This is a genomic window from Aureibacillus halotolerans (genome assembly GCF_004363045.1).
GTDB classification, from domain to species: Bacteria; Bacillota; Bacilli; order Bacillales; family DSM-28697; genus Aureibacillus; species Aureibacillus halotolerans.
Genome location: NZ_SNYJ01000010.1, coordinates 70062 through 89035, shown reverse-complemented (window position 1 = coordinate 89035; position 18974 = coordinate 70062). Strand labels below are relative to the sequence as shown.

Below are 18974 nucleotides of genomic sequence, written 5' to 3'. Positions count from 1 at the left end.
AGAAGGAGTTATTCTCATGGCCGATCAAGAACGATCCAATGTAAAAGAAATTAACATAAGCAAGGAAATGCGCGAATCCTTTATGGATTATGCGATGAGCGTTATCGTCTCCCGCGCATTACCTGACGTACGGGATGGGATGAAGCCGGTACACCGCCGGATTTTGTATGCGATGAATGATATGGGGATGACAGCTGACAAGGCCTACAAGAAATCAGCGCGTATTGTCGGCGATGTCATCGGGAAGTATCATCCTCATGGCGATTCAGCTGTCTATGAAACGATGGTTCGGATGGCACAGGACTTTAACTTTCGTTATATGCTCGTTGATGGCCACGGCAACTTTGGTTCAGTCGATGGCGATAGCGCTGCGGCAATGCGTTATACAGAGTCAAGAATGTCAAAGATTGCGATGGAAATGGTCCGTGACATCAACAAGGACACCATCGATTATCAGGACAACTACGATGGCTCTGAACGCGAACCAGTCGTGCTACCGTCACGTATCCCAGGACTGCTCCTAAATGGGGCTGCTGGAATTGCTGTCGGCATGGCGACAAATATTCCGCCACACCATTTAGGAGAGCTCGTGGATGGCGTGCTTGCGTTAAGCAAAGATCCTGATATTACAATCGCTGAACTGATGGAGATTATCCCAGGACCAGACTTCCCAACAGCAGGGATCATTTTGGGACGTACAGGCATTCGGAAGGCGTATGAAACAGGACGAGGTTCTATTTTAATTCGAGCAAAGGCCGAAATTGAAGAAAGCTCGAACGGGAAAGCGACGATCATTGTCACAGAGCTTCCTTACCAGGTGAACAAGGCCCGTCTTATCGAAAAGATGGCCGAACTTGTTCGTGAAAAACGAATCGATGGCATTTCTGATTTGCGTGATGAATCCGACCGTGAAGGCATGCGTATTGTCATTGAGGTGCGTCGTGATGCGAATGCCAACGTGCTCTTGAACAACCTTTACAAGCACACGGCACTACAATCAAGCTTTGGGATTAATATGCTAGCGCTTGTGGATGGCTACCCTAAGGTGTTGACTTTAAAACAGTGCTTGTATCATTATCTTGAGCACCAAAAAGTCGTGATCCGCAGGCGTACGGCTTATGAGCTTCGTAAAGCAGAGGCACGGGCTCATATCCTCGAGGGGTTGCGTATTGCACTTGATCATCTTGATGAAGTCATTGCCTTAATCCGTGGGTCTCAGACGACGGATATCGCTCGCAATGGGTTGATCGAACGGTTTGGGCTTTCAGAAAAGCAGGCACAGGCCATTTTGGACATGCGTTTGCAACGATTGACTGGATTAGAGCGTGAAAAAATTGAGCAGGAGTATAACGAACTCCTTACTTTAATCGCTGAATTGAAGGCTATTTTGGCAGATGAAGAAAAAGTGCTCGAAATTATCCGTGAAGAGCTGTTAGAGATCAAAGAACGGTTCTATGATGAACGTCGCACTGAAATTGCGGCTGCCGGCTTTGACATGATTGAGGACGAGGACTTAATTCCACGCAGCCAGATCATTGTGTCACTTACACATAACGGCTATATTAAACGACTGCCATTGTCGACGTATAAGAACCAAAGACGTGGCGGGCGCGGTATTCAAGGAATGAATACGAATGAAAATGACTTTATAAAGCATCTCATAACGACGTCTTCGCATTCGACGATCTTATTCTTTACAAACAAGGGCAAAGTGTATCGTGCGAAAGGCTATGAAATTCCTGAATATAGCCGGACAGCGAAAGGGTTGCCACTCATTAATCTCTTAGATATTGAAAAAGATGAATGGGTGAATGCCATTATTCCCGTCGACGAATTTGTGGATGACTGGTTCCTGTTCTTTACAACAAAGAGTGGGATTGCCAAACGTTCGCCATTATCGGCGTTCGCAAATATTCGCAAAGGCGGCTTAATCGCTCTTTCTCTACGTGAGGAGGATGAGTTGATTGACGTCCGCATGACGGATGGCGAGCAAAACATTGTCATTGGGACGAAGCAGGGCATGATGATTCGTTTTCATGAAACCGATGTGCGTTCCATGGGTCGTACGGCCACTGGTGTAAGAGCGATCACACTCTCGAAACAAGATGGCGTCGTCGGAATGGAAATTCTCGATGAAGGATCCGATGTGTTGATTGTCACCGAAAAAGGGTATGGCAAACGGACACCAGCAGAGGAGTATCGGACACAAAGCAGAGGCGGAAAAGGTCTGCGAACGTGTAACATCACCGACAAAAATGGGACAGTCATGGCCATAAAAACCGTTGATGGCGAAGAAGACCTTCTGTTAATGACCGCAGCAGGTGTACTGATCCGAATGGCCGTCGATGGCATCTCAACAATGGGACGAAACACTCAAGGTGTACGTCTGATTCGCTTGTCTGAGGATGAAAAAGTAGCTACTGTGGCAAAAGTGAAAGAAGACACAGATGGCTCTGAAGAAGAGAACGAGATTCCTGACGAAGAGCGCGACGCAGAAGTAGCAGAGAACACTGAGACGGATGTGGTTGAGGATGCGCCAGATGCAGATAAAGATTCAGATACAGACACAATAGAAACTGAAACAGATACAAATGAAGATCCAGAGACAGACGAATAATACGCAAGAGCTGCCCTTAGGTCGTAAAGACTTGAGGGTAGCTTTTTGTGTATATAAACAACTGTAGAGGCAGAGACATGATTAATTCGACCGCTTCGTCAAAATACTTCGCTTTCCGCGGGCACGGCTTCAGCTTCCTCGGAAAGCAAGCTTTCCTGCGGGATCTTCAGCTCGCGCTGTTCCCGCTGGAGTCTACGTATTTGACTACGCTGATGTTTGTTTCTGCGTAAATTGTTTTTATTTTTATTGGTCTCGTATAATTTAGAAAAACGAAAAGTGAGTTGTCACCTGTTGCTATAGCAAACAAGATAAGTAAGCGCATCGTTTTATGCAGAATCATATCACCTGGTGCCGAGAATCATCTGCTTCGCAGGATTGATGTAGCGTTAGATTTTGCTGTTTTTGCAATTTCCTGTTCGACCTGTCGGATGAGAGAATCAGGTTCAAAAAAACGAATGAAGCGCAGGTCGACCATGAAACACAAGAACGCATAGACAACATGCTTATTTAAGCGTTTGAGGTAAACACCTAACGGATGATAAAGCTAATAGAGAAAAACACCAGACTTGTTTAGTAAAGTGAAGATACCAACAATCACTGACTTACACCTCCAAAAGAAATGAAGCTTCATTTCAAAGGCTAAATACTTGAAATTAGCTGGGATGAGTATGAGTGAATTTCATAATTTTTTATAAGCCATGCCTGAGCAAAAAAAAAGAATCAAAAGCAGCCACTAGCGAGACTCCAGCGGCAAAGAAAACACGATGAGGTCCTTTCGAATCGATGTTGCACTTGTGCCCTTTAGGGTGAAAGCGAAGTATTTTGCCGGAGCGGTCGAAGAACATTAGACATTAATTGGAACGTTTGTGACCGAACGTATGACCTAATGTCAATATCAGTATGGTTAGTTTAGCTTTTAACCCTATTCCGCGAACATAGGACGAAATTACTTATGAAAAATTTATATTTTTTGCAAAAAATGAGTCTTAAGGTTTATTTATTTGTAATTTAAGCGTGATAACGCTTTTATTCTTCCTGAATTTATCATAAGATATAAGTAAAAAGTCATGTGTGGGGTGCGAACTGATGAAGGTTTCTATTTCTCAGCTGCAAGAAGGGTGTGTGTCTTCAGGCGATGTGCGATCGGTCACACCTCATTTGCTCGTAAAAAATGGGACAGTGCTAACTTCAAGAGATATTGAGATGCTTGAAGTTTTTCTAATACAGGAAATTGACGTGTCACAATACAAAGAGGATGGCACGGTGTTTACGCCAATGGAACAAAAGAAGAAAAAGAGTCGGGTAAAGCAAACCTTATTTGAAAAGCTCTATTATGACTCTGTACGGAAATTTCAGCAGCTTTTTTACGGATTTCAAAATGGCAAAACACTAAATATTCAAAGCGTGCGGCCATGGCTAACAAAATGCTTAAATGAAGGAGTTCGTCAACCTAAGGAGCTTTTGTTTAGCAGTCGTTTTTTAGACAAGCCGACGCTTTATTTACCGAATCATGCGGTGTCTGTCGCTATGCTCTCGGCCTATTTGGCGTTCAAGATGGGGTATAAAAAACAAGATTACGAAGACATCGGCATGGCAGGGCTGCTTGCGGATATTGGGATGGCTAAAATGCCACCATCCTTGCTAGAGAAAACCAGTGGTCTACTCGCTCAAGAAAGAGACGCCATTCACAATCATCCTATCATTAGCTATCACTTGTTGCGGCAGGATGAATCGATGAATGAGGGGATACGACTAGGGGCGTTTCAGCATCATGAACGTATAGATGGCTCGGGGTATCCCCTACAGTTGGAGACCACCCAGCTGCATCCGTATGGAAAAATTGTCGCTGTAGCGGATGTTTATCATGCGCTTACGTGTGATCGAAGCTACAGAAAAGGTCTCACGCCATTTCATGTGATTAAAGGCATGATGGACCAAACGTATGGCGCGCTCGATCCCCAGCCAGTGAGGTTACTCCTGCAACTGCTAATGGATTTTTCGATTGGTACGAAAGTGCATCTGTCGAATGGCGCTGTGGCGGAAATTATCTACGTTGATGAACATACGTTGCTTACGCCACTTGTCAGAATGGTTGAAACAGACGAGATTATTCCATTGCAGCAAAAGGAGAACCTTAGCATCCAATCACTCTGCTGATCCTCCCTCCCTTTCTTTTAGAAAGGTCAGCAAATACATAGGCATTTTGATGGATGTGATGTAAAGAAATTCACTAATATAGGGAAAATCTTCGCCTGCATGGGAATGCAGCACATCCATCCACCAGCTTGTTTCATACCGAGCGATCATGCTCAAATTATACAGAAGCATGTAGTGAACGACGACTTCAGGCAAGCGTGTGAATTGTGGCCGAAGACAAGGAAGGCTCCAGCGTTCATGACGCATATCAAATTGAAGCGGTGCAGAGGTCATCGGATGCTGATTTGGAACACCTGAAAGATGGAGGAGACGTTCTCTGGCATATTCCTTTACGCGTATGTCTTGGCCGAAAAACGACTGAAGAAAGCTTTCATACCGCCGTGCGGTCATATGCAAGAGGTCTAGCATGGAAGAAGAATGATAAAAAACGCCGCCGTCGTTTCCTTCAGGATCTAAGTGAAGCTGCGCGCCTCGTCCTCTCATCGTAGAAAAAAGCGCATGTAGCTCTGGAATACGTTGGAGAAGGTATAGCATCGGGTATTTATCCCCTTCGTTTTGTTTAAAGCCAAATAAATGAGATGAAAAATGTGGAAGCAAACCGTTTTTCTGAACTTTAACTTCATCATCTAAAAATTCGTATTGCTGCTTTTTGCGTTTTCGTGTTGTAAGCCCATGGGCCATCACGGCGGTCGTTCCGGGAAAGGCTGGGTCCACTGTCAACAAACAAGCCTTTAGAATTTGAACCATTCCGTAAAAGAGCAGATTAGGCTGAATGGCCATTGGGGCGGTGGCGGCTTGCTCATAATACGTTCTTCCATGCTCAAGGTAGTGCATAAATGGATAACAATTTGTGTAGCTGAGCTTATGTGGCTCTTGAAATCCTTTTTCCACATAGTGCTTAAATAAATATTTTTGTGCGTGTGCCGCTGATTGAAATCGGACAGCATCTTGCCAAGGTGCCATGAAAAATTGGATAAGAACCCCTCCTAAACCGCGTGGTTGACAGAATAATTAAACTTGAGACAGCTTCTTGACAGTAGTTTAACCAATTGTTAAGCTACTAATAATCTTGGGACGTAAGAGCAGGGAGGATGGGGTGAAACCATGTGGGAAACTAAATTTGCCAAAGAAGGACTCACGTTTGATGATGTGTTGCTTATGCCCGCTAAATCGGAAATATTGCCAAATCAGGTGGATGTTTCAACGAAGCTTTCGGACAAGCTACGTTTAAACATCCCTATTTTGAGTGCAGGAATGGACACGGTGACTGAATCACCGATGGCGATTTCTCTTGCCCGTCAAGGTGGTATGGGCATTATTCACAAAAACATGTCTGCTGAGCAGCAGGCGGAAGAAGTGGACAAGGTAAAACGATCTGAAAGTGGCGTTATTACCAACCCCTTTTTCCTCACTCCTGATCATCAGGTAGCTGATGCCGAGCACCTTATGGGAAAATACCGCATTTCAGGTGTACCGATTGTCAATAATGTCGAGGAGCAAAAACTCGTTGGCATTTTGACGAATCGTGACCTGCGGTTTATTCAAGACTTTTCTATGGGCATCCATGAAGTGATGACGAAGGAAAATCTTGTGACAGCACCCGTAGGAACAACGCTTGAGGAAGCTGAAAAAATACTTCAGCAGCACAAGATTGAAAAACTTCCATTAGTGAACGACAACGGGATTCTCAAAGGTCTTATTACAATTAAGGATATTGAAAAGGTCATTCAGTTTCCGAATTCTGCTAAAGACGCTCATGGACGTTTGCTTGTTGGCGCAGCTGTTGGTGTTACAAAGGATGCAGAAGCACGCATTGAGAAGCTCGTTGCCGCGGGCGTTGATGCGATTGTGATTGATACAGCACACGGGCACTCCAAAGGAGTCCTTGAAAAGGTCAAGAAGATTCGCGAGTTGTATCCAGACTTAGATATTATCGCTGGAAATGTAGCGACACCAGAAGGCACACGGGCACTAATTGAAGCAGGGGCGACTGTGGTGAAAGTCGGTATTGGTCCAGGTTCAATTTGTACGACGCGCGTTGTCGCAGGTGTCGGTGTTCCACAAATTACGGCGATTTATGATTGTGCAACGGAAGCTCGGAAGCTCGGGGCTACTATTATTGCAGATGGCGGTGTGAAGTTCTCTGGTGATATCGTAAAAGCCATTGCTGCTGGCGGTTATGCTGTCATGCTTGGAAGTTTGTTTGCAGGCACAGCAGAGAGCCCAGGGGATACGGAAATTTTCCAAGGTAGACAGTTTAAAGTGTATCGTGGAATGGGTTCTGTAGGTGCGATGGAACAAGGCAGTAAAGATCGTTATTTCCAAGAGGACAACCGCAAATTTGTTCCTGAAGGCATTGAAGGCCGGGTACCATTTAAGGGACCATTGGCAGATACGGTGTACCAACTTATTGGCGGTCTTCGTTCTGGGATGGGGTACTGCGGTACGCCAGATATAGAGGCGCTTCGTGAAAATGCCCAGTTCATCCGGATGACAGGCGCTGGCTTGAGAGAAAGCCATCCTCACGATGTGCAAATTACAAAAGAGTCTCCGAATTACTCTTTGTAAATAGTTCGTACTGAACAGGCTGTCTCGAAGTCATGCAAAGGCTTCTGGGACAGCTTTTTCGTTTTGTGAGAAAAACCTTACTGTACCATCAGAAAGCGTAAAAAATATGGTACACTAAAAGGTGAAAATTGATTACTCGTTGTACGCAAGCCATTAAAGGGCATCACGTGATGAAGAGCGTTATAGTCAAGCGGTTAAACGCGTGCGATTCTCATCGTATACTATGCACCACGTGTTCTCGCTCAGTTCGTTCAGGACTCAGGCTACTCGCTAGTGCCCCATCAGGTAACGTAGATCTTATTTTACTCAGGATGAGTTATGGTTCTTGGTTTCGCACAAGTTAATTTCTGAAAATATTTTCTATAGGCAAACGGCTATACGTTCGCTTTCACCCTAAAGGGTACAAGTGCAACATCGATTGGAAAGGACCTCATCGTGTTTTCTTTTCACCCTGCGGGTACAAGTGCAACATCGATTCGAAAGGACCTCATCGTGTTTTCTTTGCCGTTGGAGTCTCACTAGTAGCCATTTTTGGTTTATTATAAAGAACGAATGAAATGAGAAAGATCTTTTTTGGTTTCAATTTCAACCTTTACCAAACGACATTCGTGTAAAAGGCACCAGGTGATCTACCTTGAAACATTGCAACTACTTGCCTTATTTAGTTGCAACACAGCTTTTTACCCTCTATACGATAACCAGCCACAATAAAACAATGTACGCAGAAACAAACATCAGCGTAGCCAACATACGTAGACTCTAGTGGGATCAGCGCGAGCTGAAGATCCCCTCGGAAAGCCTGCTTTCCGAGGAAGCTGAAGCCGTGCCCCACAGAAAGCGAAGTATGTTGACGGAGCGGTCGTCATTCTCGTGCACCTTAGCGCATCTTCAACTCGAAAAGACCTCGTCGTGTTTTCTTTGCTGCTGGAGTCTCACTAGTTACCGCTTTTGGTTATTGTAAAGAACGAATGATATGAGATAGACCATGTTGGTTCAATTTCGACCATGACCAACTAATTTAGTGGAAAGGGCACTAGTCCGAAGCAGTTTCAGCTATGGAAAAAAGATCTCTCTCAGATGAAGGTCATAAACTCACAGCATCAAGAGAAAGACTAAATGCATACATATTTAACGAATTATTGGGGGAAAAAGTAATGAGACGAGTGAAACGATGGGGTGTTTTGCAGCTTACGGTACTCGTGCTGCTGACATCACTTTTTCAAGTGGGGAATTTAAATGTTGCTCAAGCACAGACGGGGCCTGATGTAGAGGCAGAAGCAGCTATTTTGCTGGATTTTGAAACAGGTCGGATTTTGTACGAGAAAAATGCAGATCTCACATTGCCGCCAGCATCAATGACAAAAATGATGACAGAATACATTATTTTGAGTGCCATTGAAGAAGGCAAACTGAGCTGGGACCAAGAAACGTCCATCTCGGATTATGTGTATCAAATTTCACAAAATCGAAGCTTGTCGAATGTGCCATTACGCGAAGACGGCACCTATACGATCAAAGAGCTTTATCAAGCGATGGCTATTTATTCGGCCAATGGAGCCTCAATTGCCCTTGCTGAAGCTTTTGCTGGATCCGAAACGAAGTTTGTTGAAATGATGAATCAGAAGGCAGCCGAAATAGGGCTTCCTGATTATCAATTTGTGAACGTCACAGGCTTGAACAATTCGAGTTTGATTGGGATGCATCCAGAGGGCACGGGTCCGAACGATGCCAATATGCTCTCGGCACGAAGCACAGCGATGCTGGCTTATCGTTTAATTAGTGATTTCCCTGAAGTGCTCGACACGGCAAGCATTCCGACGATGACTTTCCGCGAAGGGACAAGCGATGCCATTGATATGATCAATTGGAACAAGATGCTTCCAGGATTAGGTCATGAGTATGAAGGCGTAGATGGGTTGAAAACTGGCTTTACCGATCTCGCTGGCGCATGCTTTACAGGAACAGCAGAACGTAATGGCACTCGTCTGATTTCCGTTGTCATGAAAACCGCTGACAATGATGCACGTTTTGAAGAAACGCGGAAGTTGCTTGATTATGGGTTTAACAGCTTTGAGCGCCAAGAGCTCTTTCCCGCTGGTTATGCACCTGATGAACAGCAAACCGTTGAAGTGAATAAAGGAAAAGAGGGCACTGTGCCTGTCGCAACAAACGCACCTTTGTCTGTGATTGTTGCTAAAAATGAAGAGGCGGAAGAGGTCTACACGCCTTCCTTTGACATTAGTGAGCAAATCGTCGAAGCGCCAGCCGAAAAAGATACCGTTGTCGGGAAAATGAATGTGTCCTATACAGGTGAAATTGATTATGGCTATATACAAGGACCTGATCAATCCTTTGGTTCTGTTGATATTGTAACCACTGCGCAAGTGGACAAGGCGAACTGGTTTGTTCTCGGTGCTCGTGCTGTCGGTGGATTTTTCGTTGATCTATGGAATGCAATTGTATCTGGAATTGGCGGACTATTTTCTTAGGAGACTTCGTCGTGGACTAGCATTTCTATAGGATGTAAGTTAAAATAAATCATCTTACTATTCATATCCGAAATGGAGGAAATCATCTTGAGTCAAACAGGGACTGATCGTGTAAAACGCGGAATGGCAGAAATGCAAAAGGGTGGCGTCATTATGGATGTCGTCAATGCTGAACAAGCAAAAATTGCTGAGGCCGCTGGTGCTGTAGCTGTCATGGCGTTGGAACGTGTGCCATCGGATATCCGTGCCGCTGGCGGTGTCGCGCGTATGGCGAATCCGACGATTGTAGAAGAGGTGCTGAACGCTGTCAGTGTACCTGTGATGGCAAAAGCGCGCATTGGGCATATCACCGAAGCGAGAGTACTTGAATCTATGGGTGTCGATTATATTGATGAAAGTGAAGTATTGACACCAGCAGATGATGAATTCCATATTGATAAACGTTCGTTTACAGTGCCATTTGTGTGCGGCTGTCGTGATTTAGGCGAAGCGACTCGTCGAATTGGTGAAGGGTCGTCGATGCTTCGTACAAAAGGAGAACCTGGAACGGGCAACATCGTTGAAGCGGTCCGTCACATGCGCAAGGTACAATCACAAATTCGCAAAATAACATCCATGTCACAGGATGAATTGATGACCGAAGCCAAACACCTTGGTGCGCCGTTCGAGCTTCTTTTAGAGATTCGTGAGCTTGGTCGTTTGCCCGTCGTTAATTTTGCGGCAGGCGGAGTAGCAACACCATCAGATGCTGCATTGATGATGGAGCTTGGTGCGGATGGTGTCTTTGTAGGCTCAGGCATTTTCAAATCGACCAATCCAGAAAAATTTGCCCGTGCGATTGTTGAGGCAACAACGCATTATCAGGATTATGAGCGGATTGCGGCATTGTCAAAGGAGCTTGGTGAAGCGATGCCTGGGATTGAAATGAGCACATTACGTGCTGAAGATCGTATGGCGGACCGTAGTCAGTAACGAAAGGGAGCACAAAGCATGGACATCACGATTGGAGTACTAGGTTTGCAAGGGGCCGTTCGCGAGCATGTTCAGGCTGTCGAAGCTTGTGGTGCGAACGCTCTTGTAATCAAGTCCCCATCACAGCTCAATGAAGTTGATGGGCTCATTATGCCTGGTGGGGAGAGCACGGCCATTCGAAAGTTGATTGATGCATATGCGTTCCTAGAGCCATTGCGTGCATTTGCTAAGGAGAAACCAGTATTTGGTACGTGCGCTGGCTTGATCCTCTTGGCTACACATATACGAAACAGTGATATGGTTCATTTGGGCTTGCTCGATATGACTGTCGAAAGGAATGCGTTTGGTCGGCAAAGGGAAAGCTTTGAAGAAACCATCCACATAAAAGGCATTGCGGAGGATTTTACGGCGGTGTTTATTCGTGCCCCTATCATTGTATCGGTAGGGGATGATGTTGATGTTCTTGCATCGATAGGCGATCGAATTGTGGCGGTTCAGCAAGGACATTTGCTCGCCACTGCGTTTCATCCGGAGCTTGCAGGCGATCATCGCATGACCGAGCATTTTATCAAGCTTGTCTCAAAACAAGCATAGGTTGCATTTTTAAAATTGACACGCTATACTGTTGGCAAACGTGATGACAGGAACTAGTAGCAGTTGCTTTTTTTCTAGAGAGCTGGTGGGGGTGCAAACCAGTAAAAAAGCGCTGTGAATCCACTCCTTGAACGGCCTTTCGCGGCATTCGCTTGCGACGTAGGATCGGCACCAGCCGTTATCTGGTTCGAGCGGAAAGCAGGCTGTAGGCTTTCAATCGGGGTGGCAACGCGGGTTCACACTCGTCCCTTACTTAGGGACGGGTGTTTTTTGTATTTCATCCGTTTTAAGAGCAATGTTGTAACGAAAACACCATACGAAGGAGGAACTTTTATGCTAGATAATAGACAGCTACGGAATCATTTTGATGATGTGCTTGCACGAGTGAAACGTCGTGGAGATACCTTTGGTTTAGAGAAATTTCCTGTTCTGGATGAAAAACGTCGGGAGTTAATTCAACGCACGGAGGATTTGAAGGGCCGACGAAATGAGGTTTCAAAGCAAATCCCTCAATTGAAAAAGGCTGGAGAGCCAGCGGATGAGCTTATTTTAGAGATGCGACAAGTGGGCGACCAAATCAAACAGCTTGATGACGACCTTCGTCAAGTAGAGGAAGAGCTTGAGGCGATCTTGTTGCGTGTGCCAAATCTGTTGCATGAGAGCGTTCCAAACGGGTTGTCAGAAGACGACAATGTCGAGGAGCGTCGTTGGGGGGATGTGCCGGCATTTTCGTTTGAAGCGAAACCCCATTGGGATTTGGCTAATGACCTCGAGCTTCTCGATTTTGAACGTGCAGCAAAGGTCACAGGAAGCCGCTTTGTCTTTTATAAAGGAGCCGGTGCCCGGTTAGAAAGAGCATTGATCAATTTTATGATCGATCTCCACGAAGATCAGCACGGCTATGAAGAGGTATTGCCACCGCATATCGTCAATCGCGACAGCCTGCAAGGCACAGGACAGTTTCCAAAGTTCGAAGAAGATGTGTTTGCGGTTAATGTGGAAGGATACTATTTGATTCCAACCGCTGAAGTGCCGGTGACGAACTTGTATCGGGATGAAATTCTTCCTGAGGATGCTCTGCCGAAGAGCTATGTCGCCTTTAGCACCAATTTTCGGTCCGAGGCAGGCTCGGCAGGACGTGATACACGTGGACTGATTCGCCAGCACCAATTTAATAAGGTAGAGCTTATCAAATTCGTTAAGCCAGAGGATTCTTATGCAGCGCTGGAAGAAATGACTCAGCATGCTGAAAACGTCCTGAAGGCACTCAAGCTGCCCTATCGAGTCATTACCTTATGTGCAGGGGATACGGGTTTTTCAGCTGCTAAAACGTATGATATTGAAGTATGGCTGCCGAGCTATAACGAGTACAAAGAGATTTCTTCTGCCAGCAACACAGAAGCCTTTCAGGCGCAGCGGGCGAGCATTCGTTATCGAGCAGAAAACGGCAAGCCTGAGCATCTTCATACGCTAAACGCTTCCGGATTGGCTATCGGTAGGACCGTCGCGGCAGTGATGGAAAATTATCAACAAGCAGATGGAAGCATCGCTATTCCTGAGGTTCTTCAGCCGTATATGGGCAATCGAAAAAAAATCGAAAAAAATGCTTAATCTAGTTTGACATTCTTCGCTGACAATGATATAGTAGTTTTTGTCGGCACGGAGGAATACCCAAGTCTGGCTGAAGGGATCGGTCTTGAAAACCGACAGGCGGGTCAAACCGCGCGGGGGTTCGAATCCCTCTTCCTCCTCCATACATAAACGACTCAAAGCACACTCGTAACGTTGAGGGTGCTTTTTTATTATTCTCACATGAAAGCGTTCTATTCCTTTGTTCATTTTTGCGATCGGTTGGTGTACGATGATTGTATTGGGAGTGAAGATCATCAGGAATTGAGCAGAAAGGAGTTGCCAGCGAATGCCTTCTATGAAGCAATGGATGACGATACGTCTTTGTACGATGATGTTTTTAGAGCTTTTTATTCGAGGCAGCTGGTATGTAACGGCAGGTCTTGTATTGTCTACACATGGGCTTGGCCAATATATAGGATTGGTTTATTCGTTTGGCGCATTAGCGGCTATGCTTTCGCCCATTATGATGGGCATGCTCGTCGATCGCTTTTTCCCATCTCAAAAGGTGCTGTCTTGCTTGCATTTATGTGGTGGTCTTTTGTTATTGGTTGTTCCAGGCTTGATTGAGGGTCAGGCAGGGACATGGTTTACAGTTGTTATTTTCGTTTACATGTTGCTTTCGATGCCTGGACAGGCGTTAACGAATTCGGTGTCATTTCAAAACATGAGCGATGCACGCCAGTTCCCGTTTGTCCGAAGCTTTGGTACGTTAGGCTGGGTAGTGGCGGGCCTTGTTGTTGGCCGCTTAGGTTTGTCCTTTGATACAACGATTTTTCTAATTGCGGGAATCGCTTCATTGGTTTACAGCGTGTACACACTAACGCTCCCGCACACACCACCGCCTGCGAAGGGAAAGCCTTTTTCCTTTCAGGACTTGTTGTTTAAAGACGCGTGGCGCCTGCTAGCCGACCGCCCCTTTCGCGTGTTTGTCATCGCTTCTGTGTTGATCTCTGTTCCAATGGGATTTTATTATTCCTTTTCCTCGCCCTTCCTTGGTGTGGCGGAGGTAAACGCGGTAAGCAGCGTGATGAGCATTGGACAAATGACAGAGTTTGTTTTTATGCTGCTTGTGCCCTTTTTTCTTCGTCGTCTCGGCTTTAAACGGATGTTTATCATTGGCATATTTGCTTGGTGTTTACGTTATCTGGTGTTTGCGCTTGGGGCGCTCGTGGGGATGGATGCGCTGCTAGTTGGTGGCGTCGCTTTGCATGGGGTGTGTTTTAATTTCTGCTTTGTCATCGGTTTTATGTATGCACAAGAAAAAGCACCGACGCATGCGAAAGGTCAGGCGCAAACCCTCGTCGTGTTTGCGACACAGGGCATTGGCGTTTTTCTTGGCGCGAGCCTCGGCGGTCTACTGTATGGAGCTTTTTCAAACGCAGACGGCATCTTGTCCATAAGCCAATGGCCTTTGTTTTGGATGATTCCTGCAGGCATTGCGTTGCTGTCTGCTATATATTTTATCGTGGGCTTTCGCGAGAAGGAAGCCGTTATGGAGAAACGGTCTTTACAAGGGTAGGAGGATCACAGTCACTCTCAGAAAGTGGTCTCAACTTAGGAAATGGTTATTTGGGCACTGTTCCCTCTTTGCCTGGCGAAAAAAATGCCCCCACCAGAGAAAAACAGAAGCAATCATGGCGATAAGCAAGTATGGGACGAAATCGCCAGCAGACAATCCATTTAAGAAATGCTGTACTTCCGACAGCTCTTTTGGTCGTCCAAGGCTGTAGAAAAAAGCAATGGGTGGAATACAGAGGCTGATAATGATCGCAACACCGGTAAGAAGTCGTGACACCTGTTGTTTCCGAAAACTCCTCAGTCCATAAGTGATGGTGGAGGCAAGAAAAGTCAGCAAGAGGATGCTTAATAAACCACCAGACGTCCATTGGATCGGTTGATCGGCAGGACCTATGACGTTAAGAATGAGAAAAAACACGAACACTCACGCTAAAATGAGTATGGCTGGTTGATACATACGAAGCGTTTTCATATTCATCATCTCCTTCTAAAGTGAATGAAAGATTTGAATGTATTCCCTACTGGTCGCGGGAAATTTCTTTTTGTGTAATGGACGACTGTATGATGAAAACATCTCCAATGTGCAATTGATTGCAGACCTACAGGTACACTTAAATATTTCCAATGTTTAGTGAATTATCATTTTGTTTCCACTCCTCTATTTCAATAATCCCTCAACCATTCCTACAAAACGTTCATTCATGCCCGTTCTCTTTCTTTGTATGTATCGTGGTGAATCCTTATATCAAAGGGCTTTGCGACGCCTGTAAGAATTGATGATTGAATGCGCAAATGATTGATTGAGTTCTTTCCTGACACCCTTGTATGATGACAACAAGCATTTAACGAAACGTGCATCAACGCTCTGTTTACATTCTATTTCTGGCGAATGTGTGCGGTGTGAGTTCTCCATTTATCTTTAAAAAGCGAATGGGTTGAGTGCGTTTTCCAACATGAAAAGAAAAGGGAAAGGGGGACAATTAAATATGAAAGCGCCATCATCTAAGCCAGCTTCAGAGATGAATCAACATACTGTGGTGGCTTCAAAGAAACCTGAAAGCTTGTGGGATAATATGAAACGGCATTGGATGCTTTACATTATGATCCTGCCTGGCGTTGCGTTTTTTATTATCTTTAAATTTATCCCTTTAATGGGAAGTGTCATCGCGTTTCAGGACTTTCAGATCTTTAAAGGCCTTTGGGAAAGTCCGTGGGTAGGAATCGATAATTTTATCTATCTATTTCAGTATCAGGATTTTTATGAAGTGCTACGAAATACGGCGATTATTGCCTCTTATGGTCTGATATTCAGCTTTCCAGCACCGATTATACTCGCGTTACTCTTTAATGAAGTTCGTCTACTCGCTTTTAAACGAACGTTTCAGAGTTTGTTTTATCTGCCTCACTTTCTCTCTTGGGTCATCGTAGGTGGGCTCGTTTTTGAGCTGTTGGCGATGGATGGAATTGTAAACGCTATCAGAGGACTGTTTGGACAGGAAGCGATTCTTTATATGCAGGAGGAGCAATGGTTCCGACCTATTGTCGTTCTGTCGGGTATTTGGAAAGAGGTCGGTTGGGGAACCATTATCTACTTAGCTGCCATTACCGGCGTTAACCCAGCCCTGTATGAAGCCGCAGTCATTGATGGAGCAAACCGGTTTCAACAAGTCATCTTTATCACTTTACCACTGTTGTTCCCGACGATTTTGGTGTTGTTCTTATTAAACATCGGCAACTTTTTAGAGCTTGGGTTTGACCAGATTTTCAACCTTCTCACCCCAATGACCTATTCTGTTGGTGACATTATTGAAACCTACGTGTATCGTGCAGGGGTCTTGCAAGGCCAATACAGTTTGACGACTGCCATTGGAATCTTCCAGTCTGTGATTGGGTTTGCACTTCTATGGATCTTTAATCGCATGGCGAGAAAATCAGAACAGGGGTTATGGTAATGAAGCTATCCTTAGGAGAAAAGACATTCCAAGCGTTTAATTACACCATCCTTACTGTGTTTTCGATAACAATGATTTTGCCGTTGCTACAAATGTTGGCTGTGTCGTTTAGCTCTCCAGTCGCAGCGGATTCCAAGCAAGTGTATTTATGGCCTATCGGGTTTACACTGGCCACTTGGGAGCAAATATTTTCAAACGAAGTGTTATGGCGCTCGTTTGGCATTACGATGTTTGTGACCGTTGTTGGCACACTGTTAAGTCTCTTTTTCACATGCGTTACAGCGTTTCCTTTGTCGCGCAAGGAATTTAGACTACGCCGCCCGATTATGTTTGTCATCGTGCTTTCGATGATTTTTAACGCGCCAATGATTCCTTACTTTTTAACGGTGCGGGAGCTTGGTCTGATGAACAGCATCTGGGCATTAATTATTCCAGGCTTGATTAGCACGTTTAATATGATTATCGTCAGAACGTTCTTTATGAACATCCCAAAGGAATTGGACGATGCCGCACGAATTGATGGATGTCATGATTTTCGATTGCTCTTCCAAATCTACTTACCGCTTTCCAAACCTGTATTGGCAACGATTGGTCTTTTTTACGCCGTAGGGTATTGGAATACATTTAAATCGGCAGTGTTGTTTTTGCAGGATCCAAATCTATGGCCATTGCAAATGCGGCTACGCTCGTATTTCACAAACCCAGAAGAAATTGCGGCCGTTGATCTTTTAATTGGGACGCAAGCGTTTAATATGACGACACTTAAGGCGGCAACGATTATTTTTGCCACTGTACCGATTCTCTTAGTGTATCCGTATTTGCAGAAATATTTTGTAAAAGGTGCTGTACTTGGTTCATTGAAAGAATAAAAGGGGGAAAAAGAGATGATGGAAAAACATTTGCGCAAAGGACTTTTAGCGCTGTCGATGAGTTTTACATTGCTTGTCGCAGGTTGTGGGGAACAAGCTGGGAGTGATCAAGAGCAAACAGAAGATGGCGTTGTTGTGGTGGATGTGTTCAAAAGCCATAACGGCAAAGGACGGATTCCTACACCGGAGGATGAGCATGTGCAAATCATTCAAGAGGCCACAGGCGTCCAATACAACTTGATTTCCACGCCTCCGGGCTCTGATCCATCGGAGTACTTGAATTTGAAAATTGCATCTGAGGATTTGCCAGACATTCTCCGCCCGATTGGTGGGGTTGAGCAAACATTGATCACTCAGGGAGGTGCATTGCCACTCGATGACCTTCTTCCAAAGTATGCGCCGAACGTTTGGGAGAGCATTCCTGAGGAGGCATGGAACATTGTGCGCTCCGCGTCTGATGATGGAAAAATTTATTACGTACCAAAAGTTTTCCTTGTACCAGAGCGCGCACCGTTAATTCGTCAGGATTGGATTGAAGCGGTAGGCGGGGAGATGCCTGAAACCGTTGAGGATTATAAAGAGTTGCTCATTAAATTCCGTGACGGTGACCCGAATGGCAACGGCAAAGCCGATGAGCTGCCAACGTCAGGACGTGAATTTGGCCGTTGGATGGACCATTTGTTTGCGATGTATGGTGTGGCAATGTGGGAAGGCTACCCAGAATGGGACATCTACAATGGAGAAATTAACTACGCAGGCACGACCGAAAATATGAAGGAAGCGATTGTGTTTATTCGTGACCTTTATGAGGAAAAGCTTCTTGATAATGAAACCTTCTTAAACAAAGGGGACGTATGGACGGCAAAAATCAACAACAACCTCGTCGGAAGCTGGTATCACCTCCCTGCGCGGCTTCATGACAAAGTGGTCGCTATGAGGGCTCAGGGCAATCCTGAGGCTTATGTCGCTGGTATGCCATTGCCGAAGGTTGAAGGCTTTGAAGGATTTGTGACACAAAAAAGCATGGGCGAACCTGAATGGATGATTCCTACATCGGCAGAAGAAAATGCACCAGCAGCGCTTAAATTGCTTGATTTCTTCTACGATCCTGCCAATGAAGAATTTGTAAGGTATGGCATTGAAGGGCTGCAGCATGAAGTCGTTGATGGGGAAAAGGTTCTCTTGCCTGCATCAGACGATACACCGATTGCTCTTGGGATGAAAAATCTTACAACTGAAGAGGACATGAAAAACCGTATTGAGGAAACTTTCCCAGAAGAAGAGCAGCAGATGATTAAGGACATCTTTGCGGTTAGTAAGGCAGATGCACGTCGGATCGCGGGTGACGGCTTGCCATCAACAATCTATGAGGGCTATCCAGACATTCAATCGCATAAGTTATTTCAGGAGTACATGACAAAAATCGTTGTTGGCGACTGGCCAATTGAAAAATTTGATGAGTTCGTGGAGAAATGGAAAGCTAGCGGTGGCGATGAAGTCACGGAAAGAGTTCAGGAATGGTACGCAAAAACACAGCAGTAGGCCTGTAAAAATCGCTTCATACAAAACGCATTCTAGTGAACAAAATGTTGATATAATGAACAGA

The 18974-nt window shown here is 45.2% G+C and carries 14 protein-coding genes, 1 tRNA gene and 1 other annotated feature; of the genes, 13 read left to right on the top strand and 2 right to left on the bottom strand.

The window, feature by feature from the left end:
- Positions 1-16: 16 nt before the first annotated feature.
- The 3 genes from gyrA to EV213_RS12650 all read left to right on the top strand — a co-directional run bounded on the left by gyrA (position 17) and on the right by EV213_RS12650 (position 4774).
- Complete coding sequence (gene gyrA / locus EV213_RS12655) at positions 17-2617, top strand: DNA gyrase subunit A (protein WP_133580909.1); 2601 nt, start codon at positions 17-19, stop codon at positions 2615-2617.
- 77 nt (positions 2618-2694) lie between these two features.
- Positions 2695-2847, top strand: coding sequence for a hypothetical protein (locus tag EV213_RS20790; RefSeq protein WP_166639300.1), 153 nt, complete (start codon positions 2695-2697; stop codon positions 2845-2847).
- A gap of 856 nt (positions 2848-3703) precedes the next feature.
- Positions 3704-4774 carry an HD-GYP domain-containing protein gene (locus EV213_RS12650; RefSeq protein WP_133580908.1) on the top strand — a complete coding sequence of 357 codons (1071 nt, stop codon included), beginning with the start codon at positions 3704-3706 and terminating at the stop codon, positions 4772-4774.
- Here EV213_RS12650 and EV213_RS12645 read toward each other — a convergent pair.
- Positions 4763-5737 (bottom strand): YaaC family protein, encoded by a 975-nt coding sequence (locus EV213_RS12645; RefSeq protein WP_133580907.1) that lies wholly within the window; start codon positions 5735-5737, stop codon positions 4763-4765. The genes EV213_RS12650 and EV213_RS12645 overlap by 12 nt on opposite strands.
- A 141-nt stretch (positions 5738-5878) precedes the next feature.
- On the opposite strand from EV213_RS12645, the gene guaB reads away from it, so the two are divergent.
- From guaB to EV213_RS12610, 7 genes are all read left to right on the top strand, one after another.
- Positions 5879-7342 (top strand): IMP dehydrogenase, encoded by a 1464-nt coding sequence (guaB, locus tag EV213_RS12640; protein ID WP_133580906.1) that lies wholly within the window; start codon positions 5879-5881, stop codon positions 7340-7342.
- A 1154-nt stretch (positions 7343-8496) separates the two neighbouring features.
- Positions 8497-9831 (top strand): serine hydrolase, encoded by a 1335-nt coding sequence (locus EV213_RS12635; protein WP_133580905.1) that lies wholly within the window; start codon positions 8497-8499, stop codon positions 9829-9831.
- An 87-nt stretch (positions 9832-9918) separates the two neighbouring features.
- On the top strand, positions 9919-10803 hold the full coding sequence (gene pdxS, locus EV213_RS12630) for a pyridoxal 5'-phosphate synthase lyase subunit PdxS (RefSeq protein WP_208112754.1): 885 nt from the start codon (positions 9919-9921) through the stop codon (positions 10801-10803).
- 18 nt (positions 10804-10821) lie between these two features.
- Positions 10822-11397 carry a pyridoxal 5'-phosphate synthase glutaminase subunit PdxT gene (pdxT, locus tag EV213_RS12625; RefSeq protein ID WP_133580903.1) on the top strand — a complete coding sequence of 192 codons (576 nt, stop codon included), beginning with the start codon at positions 10822-10824 and terminating at the stop codon, positions 11395-11397.
- 34 nt (positions 11398-11431) lie between these two features.
- Positions 11432-11650: a binding site (T-box leader), on the top strand.
- 80 nt (positions 11651-11730) lie between these two features.
- Positions 11731-13008, top strand: coding sequence for a serine--tRNA ligase (serS, locus tag EV213_RS12620; protein ID WP_133580902.1), 1278 nt, complete (start codon positions 11731-11733; stop codon positions 13006-13008).
- A gap of 50 nt (positions 13009-13058) precedes the next feature.
- A tRNA-Ser gene (locus EV213_RS12615) sits at positions 13059-13151 on the top strand.
- A gap of 164 nt (positions 13152-13315) precedes the next feature.
- Positions 13316-14548 (top strand): MFS transporter, encoded by a 1233-nt coding sequence (locus tag EV213_RS12610; RefSeq protein WP_133580901.1) that lies wholly within the window; start codon positions 13316-13318, stop codon positions 14546-14548.
- A gap of 30 nt (positions 14549-14578) precedes the next feature.
- Here the strand turns inward: EV213_RS12610 and EV213_RS12605 are convergent, their stop codons facing one another.
- Positions 14579-14965 (bottom strand): hypothetical protein, encoded by a 387-nt coding sequence (locus tag EV213_RS12605; RefSeq protein WP_133580900.1) that lies wholly within the window; start codon positions 14963-14965, stop codon positions 14579-14581.
- 601 nt (positions 14966-15566) lie between these two features.
- Between EV213_RS12605 and EV213_RS12600 the strand changes: the two genes are divergently transcribed.
- The 3 genes from EV213_RS12600 to EV213_RS12590 are packed head-to-tail and all read left to right on the top strand — an operon-like array spanning position 15567 to position 18910.
- Complete coding sequence (locus EV213_RS12600; RefSeq protein ID WP_133580971.1) at positions 15567-16499, top strand: ABC transporter permease; 933 nt, start codon at positions 15567-15569, stop codon at positions 16497-16499.
- Positions 16499-17368 carry a carbohydrate ABC transporter permease gene (locus EV213_RS12595; protein ID WP_133580899.1) on the top strand — a complete coding sequence of 290 codons (870 nt, stop codon included), beginning with the start codon at positions 16499-16501 and terminating at the stop codon, positions 17366-17368. The genes EV213_RS12600 and EV213_RS12595 overlap by 1 nt, the downstream gene beginning before the upstream one ends.
- Positions 17369-17383: 15 nt before the next feature.
- Positions 17384-18910, top strand: a complete 1527-nt coding sequence (locus tag EV213_RS12590; protein ID WP_424923050.1) for a type 2 periplasmic-binding domain-containing protein — start codon at positions 17384-17386, stop codon at positions 18908-18910.
- The last annotated feature ends 64 nt before the right edge of the window (positions 18911-18974 follow it).